This window comes from Streptomyces sp. NPDC002092 (assembly GCF_053593775.1).
Genome location: NZ_JBSFDG010000008.1, coordinates 406,352 through 430,941, shown reverse-complemented (window position 1 = coordinate 430,941; position 24,590 = coordinate 406,352). Strand labels below are relative to the sequence as shown.

Sequence of the window (24,590 nt, the reverse complement as noted above, 5' to 3'; positions counted from 1 at the left end):
GGTAGTACGTGTGACTTACGCCTGCCCGGTCTCGAAGCGGGAGATCCGGCCGTCGTCCTCGATGGTGAAGTTCCAGCGGGTGCGCATCTCGCCCCAGGCGTCGTTGCGGTAGTGGGCGAGGAGGGCGCGGCCGCCCTGGGACTCGTTGTCGACGTCCAGGTGACCGTTGGAGGCGAAGATCTCCCGGTCGATCCAGTCGGCGAGGTCCCGGTCGGAGCCGTCGTCCGCCATGGTCGCGTCCTCCGTGAGGAGGGCCAGGAAGGCGTCCCGGTCGTGGGCGTTGACGGCGGTGACGAACGCGCGGACGGCCGGGTCGCTGAGTTTGGCTGGCTGAATCGTCATGCCAGCAGGGTCACACCGCCCGCCGGGACCCGCCACCCGAACGGCTGCGCGGAGGGGTCCGGGAGGTGTGAGGAGTGGGACGGTGGACACGCGGAGGGGAGCGTTCCTGTTCAGTTCGTCTGGACCCGTTGTCTGTCCCCGTTGTCTGTCCCGGGAGAAATCATGAGCTCTTACGACCGGCGTGATCTGGGCCTGCTGCTGCTCCGGCTGGGTACCGGTGGTGTGCTGGCGGCGCACGGCGCGCAGAAGCTGTTCGGCTGGTTCGGCGGACACGGCATCGAGGGGACCGGCCAGTTCATGGAGTCGGTCGGCTACGCACCCGGCAGGGCGAGCGCCACGGCGGCGGGCCTCGCGGAGGCCGGCGGCGGCACGCTGCTGGCGCTGGGCCTGGCGACCCCGGCGGCGGGCGCGGCGGCGGCCGGCGCGATGGCCGGGGCGTCCGCGGTGCACGCGCCGAGCGGCTTCTTCAACGCGGAGGGCGGCTACGAGTACGCGGCGACCCTCGCCCTGGCCGCCACCGGCCTCGCGGTCGCCGGCCCCGGCCGTCTCTCCCTCGACCACGCGCTCGGCCATGTCTTCGACCGCGGCTGGATGGTGCCGACGGCACTCGGCGTGACGGCGGCGGCCACCGCGCTGGTCGTGGGGGCGCGGAACAAGCGGCTGCGGGACAAGAAGACGGACGAGCAGGAGGCCCTGTTCGCGGAGGAGGAGGCGCTGTTCAGGGAGTGAGCCGGTCGGGCAGGCTGGGCCCATGACTGATCAGCGCTTGTCCCCCGAGACCCCGACCTCCCCCGACGTGTGGGCAGCCGTGGACGATCTGTGGACCTGGCTCGACGCGAACCGTGCGCACGGCGGCCAGGAGGGCATGCTCCTGCGCATGCTCAAGCTGTCGGAGGAGGTCGGCGAGGTGGCGGAGGCGGTGATCGGCGCGACCGGCCAGAACCCGCGCAAGGGGATCACCCACACCTGGGAGGACGTCCAGGGCGAGCTCTGCGATGTCGTCATCACGGCTCTGGTGGCCCTGCGGACGCTGACGCCGGACACCCGGGAGGTGTTCACCCGGCATCTGGCGAAGGTGACCGCGCGTTCCCTGGGGCCGTCCGCGTAGCCGCGCGGGCGCGGGAATCGGGCGGGCGCGGGAATCGGGCGGACGGTCTGGCGTATCGCGGGCCGTGGTCCGGATACTGACGCCGTATCCGACGGCGCACAGCTTCCGCGACGCCCTGGTCGTCCCCGGCGCCGGCAGAACTGCCGTCGGTCGTTCTCCGGAGAGCGGAGAACGGAGACGTGAACGTGACCAACTGCCTCGTTCAGGGGCGGGGTCGGGTCGCCGAAGTCCGCACCACGAGGGTGGGCGGGATGACGATGTGAGGTGTCTCCGCGGCCGCCGGGAGCCCTGCCTCGGGGGCGCCGACGATCTCGATCAGTGCACCCACGGCACGTCGGCCGAGTTCGTCGAAATCCTGGTGGACGCTGGTCAGTGAGGGGCCGAAGTACTCGGTCTCCGGCATGTTGTCGAACCCGACGACGCTGATGTCCTCGGGCACTCTGCGTCCCGCCTGCTGGAGGGCCCGCAGCAGTCCGAGGGCCATGTGGTCGTTGGCGCAGAACACCGCCGTGACCTCGGGGTCGGCGGCGACCCGTCGGCCGAGCTCGTATCCGGTGCGAGCCGTCCAGTCGGCGCCGGCCAGCGGTTCCGTCACCGCAGCGCCCCGCTTTTCCAGGGCCCTGCGCCATCCGGCCTCGCGCTCCTGCGCGTCGAGCCAGGAACGCGGCCCGACCAGGTGGTGCACCGTGCGGTGGCCGAGGTCGAGCAGGTAGCTGGTGGCGAGTTCGGCACCCGCCTCGTTGTCCACGGCGACCGAGGCCAGTTCGGTGTGGGTGCCACAGCCGACCGCCACCAGGGGCACGTCCGGCGGTACGTTCGCCAGTGCCGCGACCGCGGTGGTCTGCGGCGCGATCACGATGATGCCCTCCACGCCCTGGCCCCGAAGCCGGTCGACGGCGTCCAGTACCGAACGCCGGTCGAGAGCGCCGACAGCGGCCACGGTGACGAAGTACTCGTACTGTCTGGCCGCCTGTTCGATGCCGTAGAGCATGCAGGCCGGGCCGTACAGCGTGGTGTTGAAGCTGATCACACCCAGGGTGCGGGTGCGGCGGGTGGCCAGGGTGCGGGCGGCGGCGTTGGGGCGGTAGCCGAGTTCGCGGACCGCGGCGAGCACCCGGTCCCGGGTGGCGGGCCGTACGTTCGGGTGGTCGTGGAGCACCCGCGAGACGGTCTGGTGAGAGACGCCCGCGAGCCGGGCCACGTCCGCCATCACCGGTGCACGTTCCGTGTCGACGATCGACCTCCTTCATCGCTGCCATTGTTTCCGATCGGCAGCTCCTCCGGGTGGGGGTCGCCCCGCTGCGGTGGAATTGTTAGCGCACACAATCTGGCGGGGTCAAGGTTCCCGACACTCGCGCTCGGCTGACCAACGGAGCCTTTCAGAGGCTCAAGAGCCCAGTGATCAGCGGATTCACCTCCAGGAAGCGCTCCCCCGAGTCAAGAACGCAGGCTGAGGCACAGGGAGTTCACGCCTACAGTTTACCTTTTCTTGACCATTCGGCAGCATTGACCGTCTGTTAATCCCGCGTAAAAATGCGGAGTCGCGAGACCGGGCGATCACCCCACTGCCCGAGAACGCCATGTGCGCAACGCCCCGGTGGAGACCGGACCACCTCTTTGACCTGCGAGAACCACACACTCCGGCCGCCTCCCTCCCCCACCCCCAGACAGCTCGGACTGAGCGGCGGCTTCCGACAGCCTCGATTGTTAGCGCCCACAATTCCCCGTCCCCGGGGCACCGAGCCGGCGAAAAACGCAAGACGGAAGAGGTTCACAGTGACAGTCAGACACCTGCCGGCTCTCCGGCTGAGGGTGGTGGGTGCGGTTCTCGCACTCGTCGCCGGCATCCTGGCCGCGACCCTCGGCACCGCGGGCACGGCCCAGGCCGCCTCGTCCCTCCCGTGTGACGTCTACGCCGCCGCGGGCACGCCCTGTGTCGCCGCGCACAGCACGACGCGGGCCCTGCTCGCCTCGTACAGCGGAGCGCTTTACCAGGTCAAACGCCTCTCCGACAACGCCACGACGAACATCGGGACGCTCAGCACCGGCGGCTACGCCAACGCCGCGGCCCAGGACTCCTTCTGCTCCGGCACCGAGTGCATCATCACCGAGATCTTCGACCAGAGCGGCAAGGGCAACCACCTCACGATCGAGGGTCCGGGCGGCAACGGCGGGCAGGACGTCGGCGCCATCGCCAACGCCCTGCCCGTGACGGCCGGCGGTCACAAGGTCTACGGCGTCTCCGTCCAGGCCGGCGTCGGCTACCGCGACAACAGCACCAACGGCGTCGCCACCGGCAGCCAGCCGGAGGGCACCTACATGGTGACCAGCGGCCACCACGTCGACGGCAACTGCTGCTTCGACTACGGCAATGCGGAGACCAACAGCAAGGACACCGGCAACGGCCACATGGACGCCGTCAACTTCGGCACCGAGTGCTGGTTCTCGCCCTGCTCCGGCTCCGGCCCCTGGGTGATGGGCGACCTGGAGAACGGCCTGTTCGCCGGCGGCAACGGCACCAACAGCAACAACACGGGCAACTCCAGCGCTTTCGTCACGGCCCTGCTGAAGAACAACGGCACCACCACCTACGCCATCAAGGACGGCAACGCCCAGTCGGGCTCCCTCAAGACCGACTACAACGGCAGCCTGCCGACCACCGGCGGCTACATCCCGATGTCCAAGGAGGGCGCCATCGTCCTGGGCACCGGCGGTGACGACAGCAACTGGTCCGACGGCTCGTTCTTCGAGGGCGTCATGACCGCGGGCTACCCGACCGACGCGGCCGACAACGCCGTGCAGTCCAACATCGTCTCGGTCGGCTACACCCAGGCCGCCCAGACCTTCCCGGTCACCGGCACCGCCTACCGGCTGACCAACACCAACAGCGGCAAGGTGCTGGACGCCCAGAACTGCGGGACGGCGAACGGCACAGCAGTGCAGCTGTGGGCCTCCCTGGGCAACACCTGCCAGCAGTGGAAGTTCGCCAGTGCGGGCAACGGCCACTACACGATCACCAACGTCAACAGCGGCACGGTCCTGGACGACAAGAACTGCGGCATCGGCAACGGCACCGCGACGCAGCTCTGGTCGTCGCTGGGCAACACCTGCCAGCAGTGGGACGTCACCCCGGCCGGCAGCCACTACACGATCAGCAACGTCAACAGCGGCATGACGCTGGACGTGACCAACTGCGGCACCGCGAACGGCACGCTCGTCCGCCAGTGGGCACAGCTGGACAACGCCTGCCAGCAGTGGGACATCGCCCCCTGACCCGACGATCCGCTCGCCGATGGTCCGCCGGCTTCCCCGGCGGCGGACCGTCGGCTGTGCTGCGGCGCGATCGACGGAGGGGCCTTACGTCCAACTGGCCCCGCACGTCCAGCTGCCTCCGCACGTCCAGCTGCCTCCGCACGTCCAGCTGCCTCCGGACGTCCAGAGCCTCCGGACGCGGTCGAAACCGCACCGCGGAAGAGGCCCACCTCACCCGGCCTCCCGCCCATCCCCCGCTCCCGGGCCCCGCCCCCACCCAGTCGTCCCCGTCCCGATGAATCCGTCTCGCAAAGGAAATCCCGCATGCCTGCACAAGCCGGACTCCCCCGCAGAACCGTTCTGACAGCCCTCGGCGCGGCCTCGCTGGCCGGGACCTTCGCCGCTGCCGCTCCGGCCCGGGCCGCCGAGCGCTTCGGCGCGGCCTCGGGCGCCACCGCTTCGGACCTCCCCGCCGCGGCCGCGCACTGGAGCTTCGACGAGGGCTCCGGCACCGCCGCCGCCGACGCCACCGGCAACGGTCACGCCGCGACCCTCCAGGGCGCGGCCGGCTGGGACACCGGCAAGGTCGGCGCCCACAGCCTGAGCCTCGCGGCCGGCGGCAACGCCACCGCTTCCGGGCCCGCCCTCGACACCTCCAAGGCGTTCACGGTTGCCGCCTGGGTCAACCTCAGCCAGCTGGGCGGCTACCAGACCGCCGTGAGCATCGACGGCCAGGTCGTCAGCGCCTTCTACCTGGGACTGCGCGACGACACCGGCACCTTCGCCTTCGCCCGGCTCGCCTCGGACGCCACCCAGGGCGCCGCCGTGGCGGCCGCCGCCTCCGCCCCGACCACCGGCACCTGGACCCACCTCGTCGGTGTGAGCGACCCCTCGGCGGGCGTCACCCGCCTCTACGTCAACGGTGTACTGGAGGGCCAGGCCGACTACACCGCGGGCTGGGCCGGCACCGGCGACACCGCGATCGGCCGGGCGCTCTACGGCGGCGGACACGTCGACCAGTGGCACGGACTGATCGACGACGTGTGGATGTTCCCCACCGCCCTCACCTCCGACCAGGTCGCGACGCTGGCCGGCGTCCCGGTGGAGACCACGACCCCGCTGCTGAGCGTGGACGTCGCACACCCCGCCCACGCCGTGTCCCCCATCCTCCCCGGCCTGATGTTCGAGGACATCAACCACTCCGGCGAGGGCGGCATCTACGCCGAACTGGTCCAGAACCGCTCGATGATGGCCAGCGACACCGCGCCCGTGCACTGGTCCGCCGTCGGCGGCACGACCCTCGCGCTCGACACCACCACGCCCCTCAACGACGTACTCACGCGTTCCCTCAAGGTCGTACTGCCGAGCGGTACCGGAGCCGGCAACCGGGCCGGAGTGGCCAACGACGGTTTCTGGGGCATACCCGTGCGCCCCCGAACCACCTACACGGCCCGCCTCTTCGCCAAGGCATCGCGCCGAATCGGTCCCCTCACGGTGGCCATCGAGTCGGCGGACGGCGCGACCGTGTACGCGTCCGCTCGTGTGCCCCACATCGGTACGGAGTTCCGCGACCGCCCCTTCGAACTGACCCTGCACACCGGCTCGGGCGCCCCCGTGACCGGCGACGCGAGGCTGACCGTCACCACGGCCGACCCCGCCGCCGCGGGCGAGACCCTATGGCTCCAGCACGTCTCCCTCTTCCCGCCGACCTACAACAACCGCCCCAACGGCCTGCGCATCGACCTGATGGAGAAGCTGGTCGCCCTGAAGCCGAAGTTCCTGCGCTTCCCCGGCGGAAACTTCCTGGAGGGCAACACGATCGCGACCCGCTTCAACTGGAAGAACACCATCGGCCCGGTCTGGGAGCGCCCCGGCCACATGGACGACGCCTGGGGCTACTGGTCCACGGACGGCCTCGGTCTGCTCGAATACCTGGAATGGGTCGAGGACCTGCACGCCCAGCCGGTGCTGGCCGTCTTCGCCGGCTACACGCTGAAGGGCGAACACGTCACCGGCGACGCCCTCAAGCCGTACATCCAGGACGCCCTCGACGAGATCGAGTACGTCACCGGCCCCGTGACCAGCACCTGGGGTGCCAAGCGCGCGGCCGACGGCCATCCGAAGCCGTTCCCGCTGGAGTTCGTGGAGATCGGCAACGAGGACTGGTTCGACTCCTCGGGCTCCTACGACGCCCGGTTCACGGCCTTCCACGACGCGATCAAGGCGAAGTACCCGCACCTGAAGCTGATCGCCACGACGACGGTGACGAGCCGCACACCGGACCTGATCGACGAGCACTACTACCTCGCACCGTCCGCCGCCCAGTCGGCCACCCACAAGTACGACAACCGGGACCGCGCTTCGACGAAGGTCTTCGTCGGGGAATGGGCCGCGCAGGAGGGCCGCCCCACCCCCGACCTCAACGCCGCGCTCGGCGACGCGGCATGGCTGGCCGGTCTGATCCGCAACTCGGACCAGGTCCTGATGGAGTGCTACGCCCCGCTCTTCTCCCACGTCAAGAACAACGTGTGGGCGACCAACCTGATCGCCTACGACAACCTCACCAGCTACGTCTCGCCCAGCTACTGGGCCCAGCACATGCTGACGAGCAAGCTGGGCAACACGGTGCTCCCGGCCACCGCACGCGCACTGCCCGCCGTCGCCACCGTCGCCACCCGCGCCGGGAACCGCCTGTACCTCGCGGTGGTCAACTCCGGGACGGAGAAGGTGAATGTGCCGGTCGAACTGAAGGGTCTCGCGAAGGGCGTCAGGAGAAACGCCACAGCCACCGTCCTGACCGGCCCCTCCCGCACCGCAACCAACACCCTGACCGACCCCAAGGCCCTCGTCCCCAGCACCAGCACGGTCAAGGGCGCGTCGGCGAGATTCACCAGCACCGTGCCGGCGCTCTCCGTGACGGTCCTGGAACTCACCCTGACCTGATAGCGCGCAGACGTCCTACGCGCAGTCCGGTCAGCGCCCCAGCCACCCCTCCAGCACGCGGGTGCCTGGGGCGCAGCTCTCGCTGAGTTCGTCGAATTCGGCCGCCGACAGCCGTCGGGCAGAACCGCGGCGGCTGTGGTCGAGCAGTTCAGACGCGGCGAGCAGCCACTCGGGCAGGGCAGCGACACCGATGAAGTCGGCAAGGCGGGTCAGCTCTTCGTCAGTACGGTCCAGGAGGTTCTCGTACGAGAGCGTGCTGCGCTGGTCGGCGGGCAACTCACCGAGGAACCGCGTGCCCTCGGTGACGAGCTCCGACCACAGCGCGCCGAACGTCCGCAGCGGCATGTCCCGGTCGCGTACGAGGGCGGGATCGAAGCGCTCGTCGAGCAGCGGGGCCAGGTCCGCGGGCAGCGCACGCACGTGCTCGGGCGTCAGGCCGCCCAGACTGTCGATGCCGGCCCGTGCCTTGATCTCCCGCAGCAGTGCGATCGTGCGGTATCCCGGATGGCGGCTCATGGACAGGGCGCAGTCCGGTCCGTCCCGGAACATGTGCACGAACCTCGCGTCCGGAAACGCGGCCCGCAGCCCCGGCGCCCAGCCGGTCGAATATCCGGACCGCTCCACGACGGCGGCCCGCCCGAACCGCGCGCACAGCAGGCCGAACAGCGCCCGATGGTGCTCGGCGGCGCCCCGTTCGGGCCAACGCACCACCGTTGCACCGAGTTCGTCGAGAAGCCCGTCCGGGTCGTCCGTGAGGTGGGGCAACACCATGAGGGAGAGCGCCGGGATCCCGGCGGTCTCCGCCGTGTACCTCCCGGGCCGACGCGTGTAGAGGAACTCCGGCAACGGCAGCCCACTGCGGATCATCCGCGCGAAGTGCGGGGCGGGCCGGAAGAGAGCCTGCCAGAACTCCTCGCCGGTCAACTCCCCTTCGGGAAATGCCGCGTCACCCACCGAGGCCATGAACTCGTTGAGGCTCAGTACGTCCGGGTGGGCGTTGAGGATGCGTGACAGCGCGGTCGAACCGCTGCGTCCGGTACCGATGACGAAGGTCAAGGAGCGCATGGTCGCCTTTCGCGGTGTCCGCCGGTTTTCGGGGGCCCGTTCACGTGTGCGCGTGCCGTCCGACTCGGTAACGGCGCCACTTTACGGGGCGGGGGGTGCGTGCCTGCGAGGGCTTCAGCGGCAGATTGCAGGCCGCAAGGCCTACATGGACTCGCGCCCATGATCGCCCTCCCCACTGCCGGTTCACGCTGCCCAGCTCGATGAACCCTCCGCGCCAGGCGGATAAGAGCCGCTCGGCCGCGCAGCAGCACCCCAAACGTTCTTTCACGGCCCGTCATGAACTGGATCACGCCACTTCGGCCACTTCTGCGTTGCGCCTGCAACGTGTGGTACGAGAGGATGTTCGACGAGCTGTGAGGCGGGCGTGACACACGATCACGTCGCCACGGTCATGCAGCAATGACACACAACACACTTACGGGGGTGGGTTGATGAAGTTCGACATGGGGTCCACGACCCTGTCGGAGCTCGGCAAGAGCACAGTCGGCTCGAGCGAGGACCTGGGCGCGCTGATCCGACTGCTGATCCAGGCGGCGGAACCGCTCGAGGGAAAGTTCAACGGGGCGGGCAAGGCCGCGTTCGACGCGTTCAAGGCGCATGCCGACGAGATCACCAACGAGCTGAACAGTTCGCTCGGCGCGATCCTGGGCGGTCAGTCCGGCATGGACACCGCGTTCGGTACCGGTGATGTGGAGCTGGGCGACAACGCCCAACAGAACATGAGCGCCGCCAACTTCGACGCGGCCCGCTTCGGCGCACGCTGAGCGTCGTAGCCGACAGCCGTCAAGTCGCCTTATCCGTCACCAAACTTCAGGGGGACACTCGATCATGGCTCAGAACCAGGACCGGCGCTCCTACGACACCGGCGCCTCCGCCGAGGTCCAGGGCAGCCTCGCCGGCGTCATCGGCCAGCTGGAGCGCGTGCTGACCGACCGCGACCGCGCGGTCAAGGCCGCGATGGCCGACTTCACCGCGGACGGCGTCGCCGACGAGTACCACGGCAAGGAGGTCCGCTGGCACCGTGCGGCCAGCGAGGTCCGCGAGATCATCCGGCTGGTCCGCTCGACGCTGGAGCAGAACGACGGCACCGCGCAGTCGACCCTGGCCAAGGCCAAGGCGGCCGTCGACAGCATCGGCTGACACAGCGGCAGGCGCACGGCGGGCAGATGCCCGGCAGGTACGGGGACGAGGGGGAATGTCGTGACGGGGTGGGACATCCATCCGGCCGGGGTGTACAGCGTGCTGTCCAAGACGGCGACCGCGGCGAAGGACATGTCGGACGCGGGCTCGGCGATGCAGGGCAGCCTTGAGGAAGCCGCGTCCGCGGCGGGGACGCTGACCAGTCAGTACGGGCCGTACACCAGCACGGTCGGGCTGGTCGGTTCGGCACTGGGCCAGTTCGCGGAGCACTGGAGCCGGGATCTTCTCTACATCGCCAAGCGGACGTCGAAGTCCCTGAACGGAGCGGACGAGGCCACCCGCCACTACATGGCCGGCTCCCTGGAGCAGGCGGCGAACGCGCAACAGGCGGCGGCCAAGGAGCCGAAGGTGGACATGCCCGGCAAGGATGAGACGGGCAGTCGCACGGAGGGCCAGTAGGGGTGGGCGACGAGGCGAAGCTCATAGACCCGTCAGGGATCCCGCACTTCATCGGCGACCTGGCCACGCTCGATACCGACGTAATGCTGCTGACCGCGGACGCGGGCCAGTTCCGGGCGTCCGGCTCGGATGTGCACACAGAGTTCCAGGGCCTGGCCGCGTTTTATTCGGCGCCGGAGGCGGAGCAGCTGTTCGCCACCACGCTGCCGGTGAAGCAGAAGTCGGACGCGTTCGCCGACGACCTGGAGAAGGTCGCCACGGCCCTGTCGGAATACAGTTTCGAAGTCCAGCCGCTGGTACAGAAGTTGGACGCCCTCAAGGCCGACGCGACCGTGTTCGTGAACTCGGTGACCGGGGACGACGACTGGCGCAAGGACCAGGACAAGGTCGACCACAACAACGACCTGTGGCACGACGTCAACCACACGGTCGCCGCCTTCCAGGCCGCCGAACGCACCGCCTACAACAAGATCATGGCTTTGATCGGCGGAGCCGGCCTGACCGCAGACGACGGCTCCCACGGCAAGAACACATACGGTTTCAACGCCGACGACCTCGACCACGCCAAGGAAACCCCCTGGGGAGCGCCGGTCGAGCGGGAGTACGAGGGCTGGTCCTGGCTGGTCCACCAGACCGGGCAGGTGTGGGACGGCGTGTGGCACGACGGTGTCATCGGCACCGTCCACGGCCTGGGCACCCTGTTCGGCTCGGACGGCTGGGGCGCGGCCGGCGAGGCGTGGAAGAACCTCGCCAAGCTGGGCACCGCCACCTCCCTCACCAGTGCGACGCTGGGCACCTGGTGGCTGATCCCGGACGACCAACTGCCCTCGTGGCTGCGCGATTCCCGCAAGGTCCACACCCAGGCGGTGAAAGGCTTCCTCGCCTACGACCAGTGGAAGACCAACCCGGCCCGCGCGGCCGGCGCGTTCGGCTTCAACGTCCTGACCGTGGCCGGCACCGAGGGCGTCGGCAGCGCGGCAAGCGGCGCGGGCAAGGCCGGCGCTGCGGCCCGCACCCTGTCGGTGGTCGGCAAGGTCGGCCGGGCCATCGACCCGATGACGTACATCGGCAAAGTGGGCAAGTTCGCCTTCGTCAAGGTCGGCGACACCTTCAGCACGCTGAAGAACCTCCACACCGGCACGTACCTGGACATGGCGAACGTCGGCGACAGGTACACGCCTGCCGAACACCCGGTACCCCTCGGGGAACGCCCGGTTTCCGTGCCGGACAGCGCCATCGAGTACGTCGATGCCAAGGGCAACCCGGTCTATCTCACCGAAGACGGTCACGTTCTCGGTGCGGATGGCAGAGTGCGCCAGCACGCGGAGGAGGCGGCCCACGAGCTCACTTCCAGCGACCGTAACGAGTTGGGTTCAGCCCGGGAGAGTCACTCGCGTGAGCTGGTCGGGGCCGACGCACGGGCTGAACACGGCACTGGCTCCTCTCGCCCTGGCGGGCAGGAACCAGGGCAGGAAGGCAAGAACGGCGGCAGCCATGCGGTTTCAGGCGAAGGCGGTTCCGGAAGGCCTACTGAGGCAGGTTCTGCCGAGCGGCTGAGGAACGATGGCGGGGCTCGAGGGAATGGTTCCGCAGGAGCGGGACACGGTGAGGGCAATCAGGGTTCCACAACCGATCGCGGCTCGACCGAGCACGCCGACGCATCCGACGGGCATCAGGCGGACGCGGCGCACGGTCATGCGCCAGGACACGACAGTCCGGGTGCACCAAGCGAGGGTCAGGCGCATGGCGGAGCCTCGGACGGACCTCCCGACATCGACCCGGCCAAGTACACCAAGAACGTGGACGACCTCGCACAGGCCCACACAGGCCATATGGAGCCGACTCAAGAAGCCGGAGTCCTCGATGAGCTTTCCCGCGCAAAGATGCCCGAGCCGGACCAACAGAAGGTGCTTCGTGCTCTGCGTAAAGACCCGTACGGGGCAGGCGTCGCCGAGATGATCTCGCGGGGGCATCTCCGCGACATCGAGGGATACAGGAAGCTGCTGGAGATGTGCAAGCAGGGACCGACCAAGGCAGATCCGAAGGGTATGGTTCCGGCCTCGTACATGGCCATGAGACTCGCCACTGATCTACAGGAGCACGGTGTCGGGCGTGTCGGCGTGGAACTCGACACGCAGACGTTCGATCTCGATGTCTACACCCGTCATGCCGACGGCTCCGTCGACTACGGCTACCAACTAAAGGACGTCACCAACATCCAGGGCATCAAGAGCGCTGCCGTGAAGGCGGCAAAGCAGCTGAACCATGAGGGGATGAGCCACCGCATTGCAATCCTGGACGTTCACCAGTCAATGAGGGATCTGACACCCAGGATGTTCAATGAGGCAGAATTTCGGGCGAAGAGCGCAGGCGCGACATTCCTCCTTCGCTTCACCGATGGCTCCATCACTGTGCCTCCGAACGGCTCCACGTTCCCGTAAGGAAATGCTATGTCGACTTTGATGCGTGCACCACGGGCGCGCGGTTCGTGGTTCTGGGATCTCTACGACTTCGACGAACCAGGCCTGGAGCCGGCCCTCTCGCTCGCAGCTCGAATGAGTGACGTGCTGACCCGATACGAACTTCTCACCCCGGTCCAGCTTGAGTACACCTGGAACATCATGGGCGCTGGGACCACCGGCATCACGACCACCCTTGAGCTCACCAAACCACTACTGGGGGATCCGGGTCTCGCTGAACGGGTACGAGGCAGCCGCCCCGCCGCCCACCCTGCCGCCGACATCACCGACTTCAACGTCCTCGGTACGGGAACATGGATTGACGAGGGAGGACAGGCCCGGAGTGAGTACCGACTCGTCGACCTGTCCGTCTCCACCGCGCCTACGGGTCTCTCGGCTGAGCTGTCCGTGCATCACGACATTTGGGGCCGGTACGACTTCACAGGGCGACCACACCCCGAGATTTACCAGAACAACGCTCCACGGCTCACTGCGGCACTCAAAGACCTCACAGCCCTACTCGGCACGGCCCCCGAGCCCGGAGAACCGACGCACTTCGGAACGGCCACCGTTGACGGGCTCGCTGAGCCGGATGCGGATGAGAGCGGCTTGGGCCCCGACCTGACCTTCTGGCTTCGATGATCAGACGGAGTGCTTGGGGCGTACTCAGGGTCCGTGCACCTCATGGAACAACGAGGAATTAACTCATGTCAGCCCAGGACTACGACAGCCAGCTTCTTGAGTCGGTCTCGGTCCGGCGTCGGCGCCTGCGCGATGCTGTGCTGTTCGGCGGCCAGCGCCAGCGCCGGACCGTGGACGAGCGGCTGGGCAAGGTGTTTGCGGGTGTGGTGATCGCTGCGGTGTTGTGTGCTGGGTGTGTGGGATGGTCGTTCGTTTCGCATCGCGTTCTGGGCAAGGCCTCGAGTCCGTATGGGACCTCGACTACGGCACCGTCCTCACCGTCCGCCGAAACACCCACCGGTGCGCCTTCCGGCCGGTGATAAGTTCGAACGCGTGATATCTACGGGGGCATCGAGCCGTGCGGGGCTGGCGTTGAGCCGGGTCACTCTGGTGGGTGAGCGACGACGAGTTGATCTTGTACTGCCGTCGCAGGAGCCGATCGGGCGGCTGCTTCCCGAGGTGATGCGGCTCCTGGACGATCGGGTGGGTACGCGGCCGCAAACACGTCATCTGGTGGCGGGCGACGGCAGCATCCTGGACCCGGACGCCACCTTGGAGTCGGCGGCTGTGGCCGACGGTGCGGTGTTGCGGCTCGTGCGCGTCGAAGACGCGCCGTCCGCTCCCGTCGTCCACGACGTGACCGATGAGGCCGCCGACGATCTCGACGTACGGGCTTGGCGGTGGCGGCCCGCCGCGCGACGCATCGTCGCCGGAAGTGCGACGGTCGGGTGGGCGCTGGCCGCCTCCTTCCTCGCACGCCAGGCGTTCGCCGCCCAGATCGTGGGCGCCGTCCTCCTCGTCATCGCCGCGCTTGCCGCAGCCGCGGGTTCAGCATTCGGCCGGGCCGGACTGCGCGGGCTCGCCGGCACACTCGTCGTCGCCTGTGGCGCCCTGGGTGTGTTCGGGGCGTGGAGTCTGGCCGATGCCCAGGGCTGGTCCGGCGCGGTGCGGCTGGCCGATGTCGCCGGAGTGGTGGCGGTCTCGCTGCTGCTGCTCGGATGGTGCTCGCCGCTGGGACGCGGCGGGGTCTTCGGGGCAGCTGCGCTCGTTGCAGGCGGGTTGTGCTGGGAGGGCGCGCTCGCCTTCCAGTCGGCTGGGCGGGCCGGTGCATTGCTGGCAGTCGTGTCGGTGGTCGTACTGGGACTGCTGCCTCGTTTCGCGTTGATGGCGTCCGGGCTTTCAGGGCTCGACGACCGGCGGTCGAGTGGCACATCGGTGAGCCGCTATCAGGTGTCGACAGCGCTCGCGGCCACGCACCGCGGGCTCGCGCTCGCGACGATCGTGACGGCCGTGTCCGCGGCCACCGGCGGAACGCTCGTACTGCGTACGACCACGGTGTGGACGGTGCTGCTCGCGCTGGCCGTCACGCTGGTGCTCGCGTTGCGGGCGCGAGCGTATCCGCTGGTCCCTGAGGTCGTCGCGCTGCTCGTGGCGGCCGCGGTGGTGGCGGTTCGGCTGGCCTGGGTGTGGCTGGACCACTCTGGTGCGGTCGGGCCGCTCGCGGCGCTGGTGGTGCTGGCGGTCGTGCCGCTGGCCGTGCTCGTGGTGCAGCCACCCGAGCATGTACGGGTGCGGCTGCGCCGGTTCGGCGACGCGCTCGAGTCCGTCGGAGTGATCGCGCTGTTCCCGCTGGTGATCGGCGCCTTCGGGGTGTACGGGCGGCTGCTCGGCACCTTCGCGTGAGCGTGAGGCGGCAGCGATGACCAGGGCTCAGGGCGGCGATTGGCAGGAGGAGGTGCTGCGCGAACTGCGGGGCAGCGCGCCGACCCCGGCCGCTCCGGAAACCGCGGCCAACGCGAACGACGCCTCGGAGCCCGATGGCTTTGAGCGCGGCACTACGCCGGGCCATAAGGAAGCGGGGGGCGCCAAGGCCCCGCTCCCGGTCCGTCACCCCGACGACCAGCGCCCCAACCCGGCGCAACCGACTCCCCCGCACACCGACCCGGCTGCCCGCCCCGGTGAGGTACCGCAGCAGCAGCCCGCGAACCCGACCCGGCCGACCGAGCAGCTCCCGCAGTCTGTGTCTCAGCCGTGTCCCCTCCCTCCCCACACCACGCCGAACCGCGACTCCACCGCCCCGCCCGCGCCTGCGCAGCCGGGCCCCTCCGCCACTGCTGCTCAGCCCCAACTCCCCGAGCCCACCTCGACCGCTCCGGGTATGTACGCGCCCCGCTCCGGCACCCCCGCCCTCCCCTTCCCCACCCCCGAATCCGTCCCCACCATCGACCCGCGCCTCGCGCTCGCGCTGGGGAAGCCGTCCCACGGCGACTCCGTGGCGCGCCGGACCGGACAAACCATCCGGCGGCTGACCGCCTCGGCCTCCCAGGAGGTCGCCGAGGAGACCCGGATCGGACGGGAGTTGCAGCAACCGGTCACCACGGGCCGGGTAATCGCCGTGACCTCGATCCGGGGCGGCGTCGGCAAGACGACGACCACTGCCCTGCTCGCCCGTACGTTCAACCACTACCGGCACGATCCGGTGCTCGCCCTGGAGGCGGACGCCGCGCTCGGCACACTGCCCGTGCGGCTCGGCGCCGAGTCTGTGCGCTGGTCGTGCACCGAACTCGCCCACATCCTCACTCCCCAGATGCAACTCACCGACATCACCGGGTACTTGGTGCCCGTCACGGACGGCGGCTGGCTGCTGCCCGCGAGCCAGGGGCGCCTTGGCCCCCCGCTGGACATCCGCACCTACCGCACGGTGACGCTGGCGCTGCGCCGCTACTTCGCCGTCACCGTCGTGGACTGCGAGACGCTGCCCGGTGAAGTGGCCCGTACCGCGATGGACACCGCGCACGCCCGTGTGGTCGTCGCCCCCCTCACCGCCGAGGGCGTCGGCAGTACACGCATCGTCCTGGACTGGCTCGCCCAACTGCCGCACGATGCCCTCGCGTCCACCGTCGTCGCCCTCACCTCGGGCGCACCCGACCTGAACCTCGACCTGAAGACGGCCACAGCGCATCTGCGCGAAACAGGGGTCACCATCGTGCACCTGCCCTACGACCGGCATCTCGCGGCCGGCGGACCCATCCGTACGGAGCTGCTCGGCTCGGGCGCGCGGCGCGCGGCCACGCAACTCGCGGCCCAGGCGCTGCAGCGGGCGGTGCGAGTCCGATGACGCAACACCTGATCCACCGCCCGGCCCGCGCCACCCGCCCGCTGCCCGCGGCCGAGGCACGCACCATCGAGCCACCGCCGAATCTGCCGGAAGGGAAGATGGGCACCGCGGCCACGGCGTTGCTGCCGATGGCCGGCGTCATGTCGTCCGTTGTGATGATGACCGTCATCCGCTCCAGCCAGTTCGCGGGCCTCGGCGCGGTCGTACTCGTCATCGCGCTGCTAGGAGCCGTGGCGCTGTTCTTGTCACAGCGCGGCAAGGCACAGCGCCAGCGGCGGGTGCAGCGCGAACGGTATCTGGAGTATCTGGAGGAACTGCGCGAGGAGTTGGGCAGGGCCGAGCGGGTACGGCGGCAGGCCGCACGGCAGTTGAACCCTCCGCCGTCGGCCCTGTACGACCTGGTGCGCGATCCGGCGCGGCTGTGGGAACGGCGGCGTACGGACGCCGACTTCCTTCGGGTACGCATCGGGGTGGGTGACGTACCGGTGCAGGACGTGGTGGTCGGGCAGAACTCGGCGAGTGGAGTGCTCACGCCGCCGGACCCGTTCATGCTCAACGAGGCGCGGGCGTTGCAGGCCCGGTTCGCGACCACGACCGACCATCCGCTGACGGTGCCGCTGGACCGCGCGGGCAATGTGAGCGTGGTCGGTGACCGCGAGGGCGTCCTGCGCGTCGCCCGGGCGCTGCTCGTGCAGGCAGCCGTCACGCACGCGCCCGACGACGTGGCGCTCGCGCTGGGCGTGCCCGGCGAGCACATGGCGGAGTGGGAGTGGGCGAAGTGGCTGCCGCACGTCCTGCATCCGGACGAGCTGGACGGGCCGGTGGCCGCCCGGCGCATCGCGCCCGATCTCGCACAGTTGGCGCGGGTCGTCGCCGGCGACCTGAAGAAGCGTTCCTCTTACGCCGCCGAGGTGCGCCGCGGCCTGTCCGACCGCACCGCGCTGAGTCTCGGCAGCCGACTACTCGTGGTGAGCGACGAGTACGGTCACAACGCGGCCGAGCTGCCCCGCCCGGACGCGGCCGTAGCACTGGGCGACATGGGCGTGACCGTTGTGCACTTGCTCGCCGAGCAGGTGCACGAGCCCGGTCAGGTCGCCGTGCGGATCACCGTCGACGGGGACCGGGTCACGGTCGACGACCTGCGGGGCGAGCACGTCGTACGAGTCTCGGGCGTCCTCGATCCGGTGAGTGCCGCCGGCGGCGAAGGGCTGGCCCGGATGCTGGCGCCCCTGCGCCTGTCCCCCGAGTCGGCCGCCGACGGCACGCCGGTGTCCGGCCCGGTCGACTTCCCCCAGCTGCTCGGCATCGACGATCCGGCAGCCCTGGACCTGGCCCGGCAGTGGGCGCCGCGTGATGAGCGTGACTTCCTGCGGGTGCCGATCGGGCTGGACGACCGGCACGAGCCGGTGCTGCTCGACCTGAAGGAGTCGTCCGAACTGGGCATGGGACCCCACGGGTTGTGCGTGGGCGCCACCGGCTCCGGCAAGAGCGAGCTGCTGCGCAGTCTCGTACTCGCACTCGTGACGACGCATCCGCCCGAGGATCTGGCGATGGTGCTCGTCGACTACAAGGGTGGGGCCACCTTCGCCCCCTTCACGGGCCTGCCGCACGTGGCGGGCGTGATCACCAACCTGGAGAACCAGGCCGGCCTCGTCGAGCGCGTGCACACCTCGCTGGCCGGTGAGATCAAACGCCGCCAGCAGGTCCTCAAGGATGCGGGGAACATCGCCGACATCGGGCACTACCGCGCACTGCGCGCCACCGCCCGCCCGGACCTCGAACCCCTCCCGCATCTGTTCGTCGTGATCGACGAGTTCGGTGAACTGATCACCGCCAAGCCGGACTTCATCGACCTGTTCCTCTCCATCGGCCGCATCGGCCGCTCCATCGGCGTACATCTGCTGCTGTCCAGCCAGCGCATCGAGGGCGGCAAGCTGAAGGGCCTGGAGACCTATCTGTCGTACCGGCTCGGACTGCGCACCTTCTCCGCGGACGAGTCGCGTACGGTCCTGGAGACCACCGACGCCTTCAACCTGCCACCGCTACCGGGCTTCGGCTATCTCAAGGTCGACACATCCACGTACACACGGTTCAAGGCAGGCTTCGTCTCCGGCGCCTACCGCGGGCCGGTGCAGCGCGAAGCGGTCGCCGACGACGAGCCGCTGGCGTGGCCGTATCCGCCGTACAACACGCTGGAGACGCCGACCGGGGCCGCGGCTGACGAGACTGTGATCACTCCGCGCGAGCGCGACAGCGGCCCCACCGTGCTGTCCACCGTCGTGGACCAACTCGCGGGCGCGGCCGGACCGGTACGGCGGATCTGGCTGCCGCCGCTGCCCGACGCGGTGACGCTGACGGGAGCGGCCGGACCGGTGCAGGCATCGGCGGACGGGCTGCAACTCGCCCGCAGGGAAGGCCCGTTGCGGATTCCGCTCGAGGCCCTCGACGACCCGGCCCGGCAGTGGCAGAACCGCTGGGTGCACGACCTGAACACCGCCGGCGGACACACGGCGGTCATCGGCGGCCCGCAGTCCGGCAAGACAACCCTGCTGCGCACCCTCGCCCTGTCACTCGCCGTGACCCACACCCCTCACGATGTCGCGCTCTACGGCCTCGACCTGGTCGGCGGCGGTCTGAGCGCGCTCTCCGGCCTGCCGCACGTCGGCGGGATCGCGGGACGCGCCGACCACGAGCGGGCCGCCCGCACGGTCGCCGAGGTGCGCACCATGCTCGCCGAACGCGAGGCCCTCTTCCGCGAGCACGGCATCGACTCCGTCGACCAGCTGCGCACCTTGCGCGCGAAGGGCGAGCTGCCCGAACTCGGCTCCACGGATGTCGTCCTGCTCATCGACGGATTCGGCGCGCTGCGCGACGAGTTCGCCGACCTGGAGGACGTCGTATCCGACCTCCTCAAACGCGGCAGCGGCTACGGCATCCACGTCGTCGCGGGCATGCTCCGCTGGAACGACGTACGCATCGCCACCCAGTCGATGTTCGGCAGCCGTATCGAACTGCGCCTCAACGACCCCGCCGACTCCTCCGTCGACCGCAAACTCTCCGAGACCCTGTCCGCCGACACCCCGGGCCGCGCCCTCACCGACGGCAAGCTGTTCGCGCACGTCGCCCTGCCCCGCCTCGACGCGCTCGCCCAGGCCACGGACCTGGGGCCGGCCCTGGAGGACGCCGTGCGGTCGGTGCGCACCACCTGGCACGGCGAACAGGCCGCTCCCGTACGGGTGTTGCCCACCCGGCTGCCCGCGCAACGCCTGCCCTCCACCGCCGAGGTACCACACGCGATACCGATCGGCGTCGACCAGGAGTCCCTGTCCCCCGCCGTCCTCGACCTGTTCGGCACCGACCAGCACCTGCTCGTCCTGGGCGACAACGAATGCGGCAAGACCAACCTCCTCAAGCTCATATCCCGTGCGCTCGTGGACCGATACGGCGACGACGAGCTCGTCTTCGGCATCTTCGACCCACGGCGCGGCCTGCGCGGCGCAATCCCGGAGCCGTACCGCGGCGGCTACGCGCACAACGCGAAACTGGCCGCCGCCCTCGCCACCGGCATCGCCACCGAACTGGAGAAACGGCTCCCGGAAGCCGCCGACCCCGACGCGGTGAGCGACGAACCGGCCTTCACCGGCCCGAGGATCGTGATCCTCATCGACGACTACGACATCCTCACCACCGCCGGCCAGCAGCCCCTCGACCCGTTCCTGCCGTACATCTCGTCCGCCCAGGACATCGGACTGCACTTCGTCATCGCACGCCGCGTCGCTGGCGCCTCGCGCGCACTGTACGAGCCGTTCCTGACGACCCTGCGCGAGACCGGCGCGACGGCCCTCGTGATGACGGGCGACCGCACGGAGGGCCAGCTCTTCCCCGGCCTGTACGCCTCTGCGCAGCCGCCCGGCCGGGGCACCCTGGTCCGCCGCGGCCGCCGCCACCAGCTGATCCAGACGGCCCTCGCGCCCGAGACCGACCCCGTGGAGAACCCGGCGTGACCAAGGACGTCATAGCGCTCACCCCGAAAATGCCCGACACCCGCTCGCTCCTGGCCGGCCTGCACGCCGGCGGCCCCGAGCTGAACCTGACCGCCACCGACGACGGCGCGGTCCTACAACTGTGCACGCCAGGCGGACGCCCGCTGGTCTCGGTCGAGGCACCGGTCCTCGTCCATGTCCCCGGCGAGGTCGAACGCCTCCTCGGCCCTCAAGTGACCCCGCCCGAGCTGCCCTTCTGGTGGACAGAGACCCGCGCCTCCACAGCCGTACCCGAGGCGGAGCCCCTCGCCGGGTCCGTGTGCGGGCGCCTGACGATGCTGCTCGGCGGAACCAGCTGGCCACCCGGCGCCGCACACACGGCGCACGTCCCGATCCCGGACGACTCGACGAACGAGCAACCGGAGACAACCCACTCGCCCGTCCCCATCGTCGACGTCCTCACCGACTCGACCGCGGTTGTCCTGGCCGACCGTCCACTCGCCCCTCTCACCGCCTGGCTATCAGACCTCCTGCGCACTACCGCACAGACGAACCGCGCCTTCCACCTCGTCACACCACCCCACGTCCGCCTCACCCTGCCACTGCGCACCGCACTGGGCGGCGCACCCAACCGCTGGGTCATCCAGGACCCGGCGTGCGGCTACTACGACGGCCTCTCCGGCGTACAACTCGCATGGCGGGAGGGCACATTCGCGCCGCTCGACACCACAGTTGCCGACGCCTTCACGGCAGTGAGCACGCCGCCCGGGCAACGGCAACTAACCGTTTCCTTCCGCACGGTGCACACGCCCGACACCGACCTCGTACTCGGCCGCGCCCTCGAAACAGCCTGGCGCCACCTCACCGGCACGGCACCCACCGGCTGGGGTACGGCGGAACCCATCAACCTCCCCTGGTCTCCACGCCAGTTGACAGACCTCGCCCGCGACCGGTCCCCCACCCCGACCCACCTCATCGCGATCGGCACGTCCGACCACCCCGCCATCGCCACCCACCGCATCACCCGCACCACGGCAGGCGTAGCCGAGGACACGACCCTCACGCTCGGCTACGCCACACCCGCAGAAGTGCCCCTATCCGTCTTGGAATCCCTCGCCGCCACGCTGGTCAGCTCACACGGCCTGACGACGATGCTCACCACTCTGCGCAACGGCCGCACGGACCTCACCTTGCCCGCGCACTTGGAAGCGCCGCCGCTTCCAGTGTCGTTCACCCTGGGCCCACGGGACGTGCGCGCCGTCGGGCTTACTCACGCGCGCCGCCCGCCCCTCGCTGCGAAGCCGCGGCAGCTCGGGTCGCCCAGCTATCCGGCGCTCCACTACCTGCTGGGGGATGGAACCGATGCTGGGGCCTGGACGGCGCTTCAGAAGCTGACCAACCATCTCAAGGACAGCCCGGGTATTGCCGGTTCGGCGTAGCAGCCGAACCGCTGTTTCCAAAACGAGGCGACGCAGAGGCAGAACGGCAGGCGCCGAAGAAGTGGGTGAACGACCCGACGTGCACGAGCTTGCCGATCCCGCAAACACGGGACGTGCTACTCACCCGCGCCTGGGAACTGGCGTTCCTTCGCCCCGAACAGCCCGTCACAATTGGGCCACACCGCCCACCCGTCACGTGCTGCGCGTTCATGATCGCCCGCATGAACAGAACCCTGGCCACCACCGCGCTCGCCGCCACCCTCCTCACGGGACTCACCGCGTGCGGCAACGGCACCTCCAACAGCGGCTCGAGCTCGTCGCAGAAACCCAATGCCACCGCGAGTAAGCCGCTCACCGCCAACGCCGCGTTTGCGTCCATCTCCGGCAAGGTCAGTTCCGCGAAACTGTCCGGCACGGTCACAGCCGAGAACGACCCGAACCACCTCCTCGGCCGACCGAACCAGTACACGTCGAAGGTCACCTTCACGGACAGCAGGATCAAGACGGCCGACGTGACCGGTACGGAGAAGGGCGACGTCGAACGCGGCGGCGCCATCGAGGTGTTCGGCAGTCCGGCCGATGCGGCCGCCCGCGCCAAGTACATTCAGGCCGTCACCAAGGCGATGCCCGCGCTCACCGAGTACGACTACGTCCACGGCACGGTCGTCATCCGCGTCTCGCACTACCTGACGCCCACGCAGGCCGCCTCGTACAAGACCGCGGGCGCACATCTCTCCTGAGGGGCACGCTCGCCGCCCAAAACCTGTACGACGGAGACGTAGACGCATCGGCAGGGCCGACGGCAGAAGCACGCACGCCGCCGGCCCCGGCTCACCCGAGTCTGTGGTGCGGATATGTCCGGTCTGCTGGGCCTTTCTCAAAAGCCTGAACAAGCTGCTCTCGGCCCATCCGCACACCTCGTGGTCCGCGCACCGCACCTGACACGCTGCCGACCCCTCACAGAAACCACCAAGGAGTGCGCTGTGAAACGTCGCGAACTCCTGGCCGGGCTGGTCGCTCTGGCCGCCGCATCCGGTTACTCGTCCCCTCACGAGAAGGACGCGCCGTCCTCACGCCCTTCGCGCACGGCATCCGCCGATGGAGCGCGTGAGGCCGTCGAAGCCTATGTAACCGCACTGAACTCCCGCAGTGCCACCGGCCTGATCGCCGTGGGTGACGTCAAGGACGCGAAGTGGTCAAGGCAGGAGGCGACGCAGATCCTCGCGGGCCGAGACGGCGAAGGCGGAAGATCAAAGACGTGCGGCCGACCCGCTGGATCGCCTTGCTGCGCTTCGTTCAGACGCGGTGGGCGAGCAGCATGTCGAAACCCACCGTCCCGGGTGCGTGAGGCGGTCTGCCGGGAATCCGGGAAGGTGAGGTGCGCCTGACAGGGTCGGTGCTGCCGGTGCTGTTGTCGTAAGTGAGCATCTCCTTCTGGGTCTGAACTCACGGGCCCACGAAGCGGGGTTGTGGGGATCACCAACCGGGGTAGCGGTCCCACCAGTACGGGTCCCAGCCTTGGACGTACTCGCTTCCGCTGGGTGAGTCGATGATTTCGCTCAGCATGTCGCGGGCCAAAGCGTCGAGGACCCAGGCCAGTTCATGACGGCTTACCAGGTCCATGGGCAATGCCTCAACACCGTGCACAGCACCGAGCAGCGCTCCCGTGACGCAGGCGACAGAGTCACCGTCCGGTGCCCCCGCCGCGAACTCCAACGCGGCCCTGACCTGGGCACGACCGGGGAACGCTGCCGCTGTGTAGAGGCCGCCGAGCAGGGCGGAGGGCGCGGTCGGGTCCGGTGCAAGTCGTGCGAGCCGCGCCGCGTCCGCGGGCCGGTTGACGGCCTCCTGGAAGGTCGTAAGGAGGCGCTCGTGCTCGTCACCGGTCGTCTGCCGGTGGATGGACGGAATCTCCGCGATGCCTGCCTCTATCGCGTCCCGCGCGGGACGCTCCGAGAAACCCCTGTGGTCGTGCTCCGGCGGTGAGTTGGTGAGGCAGTGATGGACAAGCACCGCTGCGTGGGCGGCAGCGGACTGTGCGGCCTGGTCGCCATGGGTGAGAGCGGCAAACTCGCCGGCTTGCTTGGCCCAGCCCAGTCCGGCAACCGCGACGGGGAGAGATCGGGTCAGCGCGTGACAGCCACGGCTTGTGGTGGCCATCGGCTCGTGGGCGCCCTCGATCCGGGACAGGGCCGTCACAGTCGCCGGGGCGCTGCCCCGCCGCTCGGCCAGTACGGACACGCCCGCGAGCCAGCCGTCCGGCCACTCTTCTTCGTCCTTGAACGAAGCCCAGCGGCGCCGCATCCGTTCCACTTCGATGCCTTGCAGAGCCGCCCACCGGCCGTAGGCGTGCAGGACGACCCCCGGCGGATGGCAGATCCCCTTATGACTTCCGCGCACCATGGCGCGAATGATGCCCTCGGCCGTGAAGCAGGCCAGCTGTGTACTGACACCGGCCCGCAGCGGACCGCTCGCCGACAGCTTGCCCCGAACCGTTCCCAGGGTGTCACCAATGGCCAGCCCGAGCATCATTCCCCGCACCCGGGATTCAGTTCTCAGGGCCTTGCTCCGCAGGTCCTTTTCGTTGACCACGTCAGGCTG

The 24,590-nt window shown here is 69.5% G+C and carries 19 protein-coding genes; 15 read left to right on the top strand and 4 right to left on the bottom strand.

The window, feature by feature from the left end; translation table 11 throughout:
• Window positions 1-15 precede the first annotated feature (15 nt).
• Window positions 16-342, bottom strand: coding sequence for a nuclear transport factor 2 family protein (locus ACWCRD_RS21315; protein ID WP_450967351.1), 327 nt, complete (start codon window positions 340-342; stop codon window positions 16-18).
• A gap of 162 nt (window positions 343-504) precedes the next feature.
• Here ACWCRD_RS21315 and ACWCRD_RS21310 point away from each other — a divergent pair, with 162 nt between their 5' ends.
• The gene (locus ACWCRD_RS21310; protein WP_450967350.1) at window positions 505-1,071 is read left to right on the top strand and encodes a DoxX family membrane protein; all 567 of its coding nucleotides are present in this window, start codon (window positions 505-507) and stop codon (window positions 1,069-1,071) included.
• A 22-nt stretch (window positions 1,072-1,093) separates the two neighbouring features.
• Complete coding sequence (locus tag ACWCRD_RS21305; protein WP_450967349.1) at window positions 1,094-1,450, top strand: MazG-like family protein; 357 nt, start codon at window positions 1,094-1,096, stop codon at window positions 1,448-1,450.
• A gap of 202 nt (window positions 1,451-1,652) precedes the next feature.
• Here ACWCRD_RS21305 and ACWCRD_RS21300 read toward each other — a convergent pair whose 3' ends face one another.
• A complete protein-coding gene (locus ACWCRD_RS21300) occupies window positions 1,653-2,660 on the bottom strand; it encodes a LacI family DNA-binding transcriptional regulator (RefSeq protein WP_450967381.1) in 1,008 nt (335 codons plus the stop codon).
• Window positions 2,661-3,226: 566 nt separating this feature from the next.
• On the opposite strand from ACWCRD_RS21300, the gene ACWCRD_RS21295 reads away from it, so the two are divergent.
• Window positions 3,227-4,723, top strand: coding sequence for an arabinofuranosidase catalytic domain-containing protein (locus tag ACWCRD_RS21295; RefSeq protein ID WP_450967348.1), 1,497 nt, complete (start codon window positions 3,227-3,229; stop codon window positions 4,721-4,723).
• 303 nt (window positions 4,724-5,026) lie between these two features.
• The gene (locus ACWCRD_RS21290) at window positions 5,027-7,645 is read left to right on the top strand and encodes a LamG-like jellyroll fold domain-containing protein (RefSeq protein ID WP_450967347.1); all 2,619 of its coding nucleotides are present in this window, start codon (window positions 5,027-5,029) and stop codon (window positions 7,643-7,645) included.
• A 30-nt stretch (window positions 7,646-7,675) separates the two neighbouring features.
• Here the strand turns inward: ACWCRD_RS21290 and ACWCRD_RS21285 are convergent, their stop codons facing one another.
• Entirely contained in the window at window positions 7,676-8,710 is a 1,035-nt protein-coding gene (locus ACWCRD_RS21285; RefSeq protein WP_450967346.1) for a sulfotransferase, read from the bottom strand.
• 431 nt (window positions 8,711-9,141) lie between these two features.
• Between ACWCRD_RS21285 and ACWCRD_RS21280 the strand changes: the two genes are divergently transcribed.
• From ACWCRD_RS21280 to ACWCRD_RS21230, 11 genes are all read left to right on the top strand, one after another.
• Window positions 9,142-9,474, top strand: a complete 333-nt coding sequence (locus ACWCRD_RS21280) for a hypothetical protein (protein WP_390692257.1) — start codon at window positions 9,142-9,144, stop codon at window positions 9,472-9,474.
• A 64-nt stretch (window positions 9,475-9,538) separates the two neighbouring features.
• Window positions 9,539-9,850, top strand: a complete 312-nt coding sequence (locus tag ACWCRD_RS21275) for a pore-forming ESAT-6 family protein (RefSeq protein WP_450967345.1) — start codon at window positions 9,539-9,541, stop codon at window positions 9,848-9,850.
• Window positions 9,851-9,910: 60 nt separating this feature from the next.
• On the top strand, window positions 9,911-10,309 hold the full coding sequence (locus ACWCRD_RS21270) for a DUF6507 family protein (RefSeq protein WP_450967344.1): 399 nt from the start codon (window positions 9,911-9,913) through the stop codon (window positions 10,307-10,309).
• A gap of 2 nt (window positions 10,310-10,311) precedes the next feature.
• Window positions 10,312-12,750, top strand: coding sequence for a hypothetical protein (locus ACWCRD_RS21265; protein WP_450967343.1), 2,439 nt, complete (start codon window positions 10,312-10,314; stop codon window positions 12,748-12,750).
• Between the two features lie 9 nt (window positions 12,751-12,759).
• Entirely contained in the window at window positions 12,760-13,410 is a 651-nt protein-coding gene (locus ACWCRD_RS21260; RefSeq protein ID WP_450967342.1) for a hypothetical protein, read from the top strand.
• Window positions 13,411-13,475: 65 nt separating this feature from the next.
• Window positions 13,476-13,769, top strand: coding sequence for a hypothetical protein (locus ACWCRD_RS21255; RefSeq protein WP_450967341.1), 294 nt, complete (start codon window positions 13,476-13,478; stop codon window positions 13,767-13,769).
• A 13-nt stretch (window positions 13,770-13,782) separates the two neighbouring features.
• A complete protein-coding gene (locus tag ACWCRD_RS21250) occupies window positions 13,783-15,132 on the top strand; it encodes an EsaB/YukD family protein (RefSeq protein WP_450967340.1) in 1,350 nt (449 codons plus the stop codon).
• 16 nt (window positions 15,133-15,148) lie between these two features.
• Window positions 15,149-16,567 carry a hypothetical protein gene (locus tag ACWCRD_RS21245; RefSeq protein WP_450967339.1) on the top strand — a complete coding sequence of 473 codons (1,419 nt, stop codon included), beginning with the start codon at window positions 15,149-15,151 and terminating at the stop codon, window positions 16,565-16,567.
• On the top strand, window positions 16,564-20,571 hold the full coding sequence (eccCa, locus tag ACWCRD_RS21240; protein ID WP_450967338.1) for a type VII secretion protein EccCa: 4,008 nt from the start codon (window positions 16,564-16,566) through the stop codon (window positions 20,569-20,571). The genes ACWCRD_RS21245 and eccCa overlap by 4 nt, the downstream gene beginning before the upstream one ends.
• Window positions 20,568-21,989: a DUF6177 family protein gene (locus tag ACWCRD_RS21235; RefSeq protein ID WP_450967337.1), complete on the top strand. Its 1,422-nt coding sequence runs from the start codon at window positions 20,568-20,570 to the stop codon at window positions 21,987-21,989. Before eccCa ends, ACWCRD_RS21235 begins: the two co-directional genes overlap by 4 nt.
• Before the next feature lie 221 nt (window positions 21,990-22,210).
• The gene (locus ACWCRD_RS21230; RefSeq protein WP_450967336.1) at window positions 22,211-22,729 is read left to right on the top strand and encodes a hypothetical protein; all 519 of its coding nucleotides are present in this window, start codon (window positions 22,211-22,213) and stop codon (window positions 22,727-22,729) included.
• A gap of 736 nt (window positions 22,730-23,465) precedes the next feature.
• Here the strand turns inward: ACWCRD_RS21230 and ACWCRD_RS21225 are convergent.
• Entirely contained in the window at window positions 23,466-24,581 is a 1,116-nt protein-coding gene (locus tag ACWCRD_RS21225) for an ADP-ribosylglycohydrolase family protein (protein ID WP_450967335.1), read from the bottom strand.
• Window positions 24,582-24,590 lie beyond the last annotated feature (9 nt).

Bases quoted from the DNA above. Each gene is read 5' to 3' on its own strand.
- ACWCRD_RS21315 (WP_450967351.1), bottom strand. From the start codon at position 342: ATGACGATTCAGCCAGCCAAACTCAGCGACCCGGCCGTCCGCGCGTTC.
- ACWCRD_RS21310 (WP_450967350.1), top strand. From the start codon at position 505: ATGAGCTCTTACGACCGGCGTGATCTGGGCCTGCTGCTGCTCCGGCTG.
- ACWCRD_RS21305 (WP_450967349.1), top strand. From the start codon at position 1,094: ATGACTGATCAGCGCTTGTCCCCCGAGACCCCGACCTCCCCCGACGTG.
- ACWCRD_RS21300 (WP_450967381.1), bottom strand. From the start codon at position 2,660: ATGGCGGACGTGGCCCGGCTCGCGGGCGTCTCTCACCAGACCGTCTCG.
- ACWCRD_RS21290 (WP_450967347.1), top strand. From the start codon at position 5,027: ATGCCTGCACAAGCCGGACTCCCCCGCAGAACCGTTCTGACAGCCCTC.
- ACWCRD_RS21285 (WP_450967346.1), bottom strand. From the start codon at position 8,710: ATGCGCTCCTTGACCTTCGTCATCGGTACCGGACGCAGCGGTTCGACC.
- ACWCRD_RS21280 (WP_390692257.1), top strand. From the start codon at position 9,142: ATGAAGTTCGACATGGGGTCCACGACCCTGTCGGAGCTCGGCAAGAGC.
- ACWCRD_RS21275 (WP_450967345.1), top strand. From the start codon at position 9,539: ATGGCTCAGAACCAGGACCGGCGCTCCTACGACACCGGCGCCTCCGCC.
- ACWCRD_RS21260 (WP_450967342.1), top strand. From the start codon at position 12,760: ATGTCGACTTTGATGCGTGCACCACGGGCGCGCGGTTCGTGGTTCTGG.
- ACWCRD_RS21255 (WP_450967341.1), top strand. From the start codon at position 13,476: ATGTCAGCCCAGGACTACGACAGCCAGCTTCTTGAGTCGGTCTCGGTC.
- ACWCRD_RS21245 (WP_450967339.1), top strand. From the start codon at position 15,149: ATGACCAGGGCTCAGGGCGGCGATTGGCAGGAGGAGGTGCTGCGCGAA.
- eccCa (WP_450967338.1), top strand. From the start codon at position 16,564: ATGACGCAACACCTGATCCACCGCCCGGCCCGCGCCACCCGCCCGCTG.
- ACWCRD_RS21230 (WP_450967336.1), top strand. From the start codon at position 22,211: ATGAACAGAACCCTGGCCACCACCGCGCTCGCCGCCACCCTCCTCACG.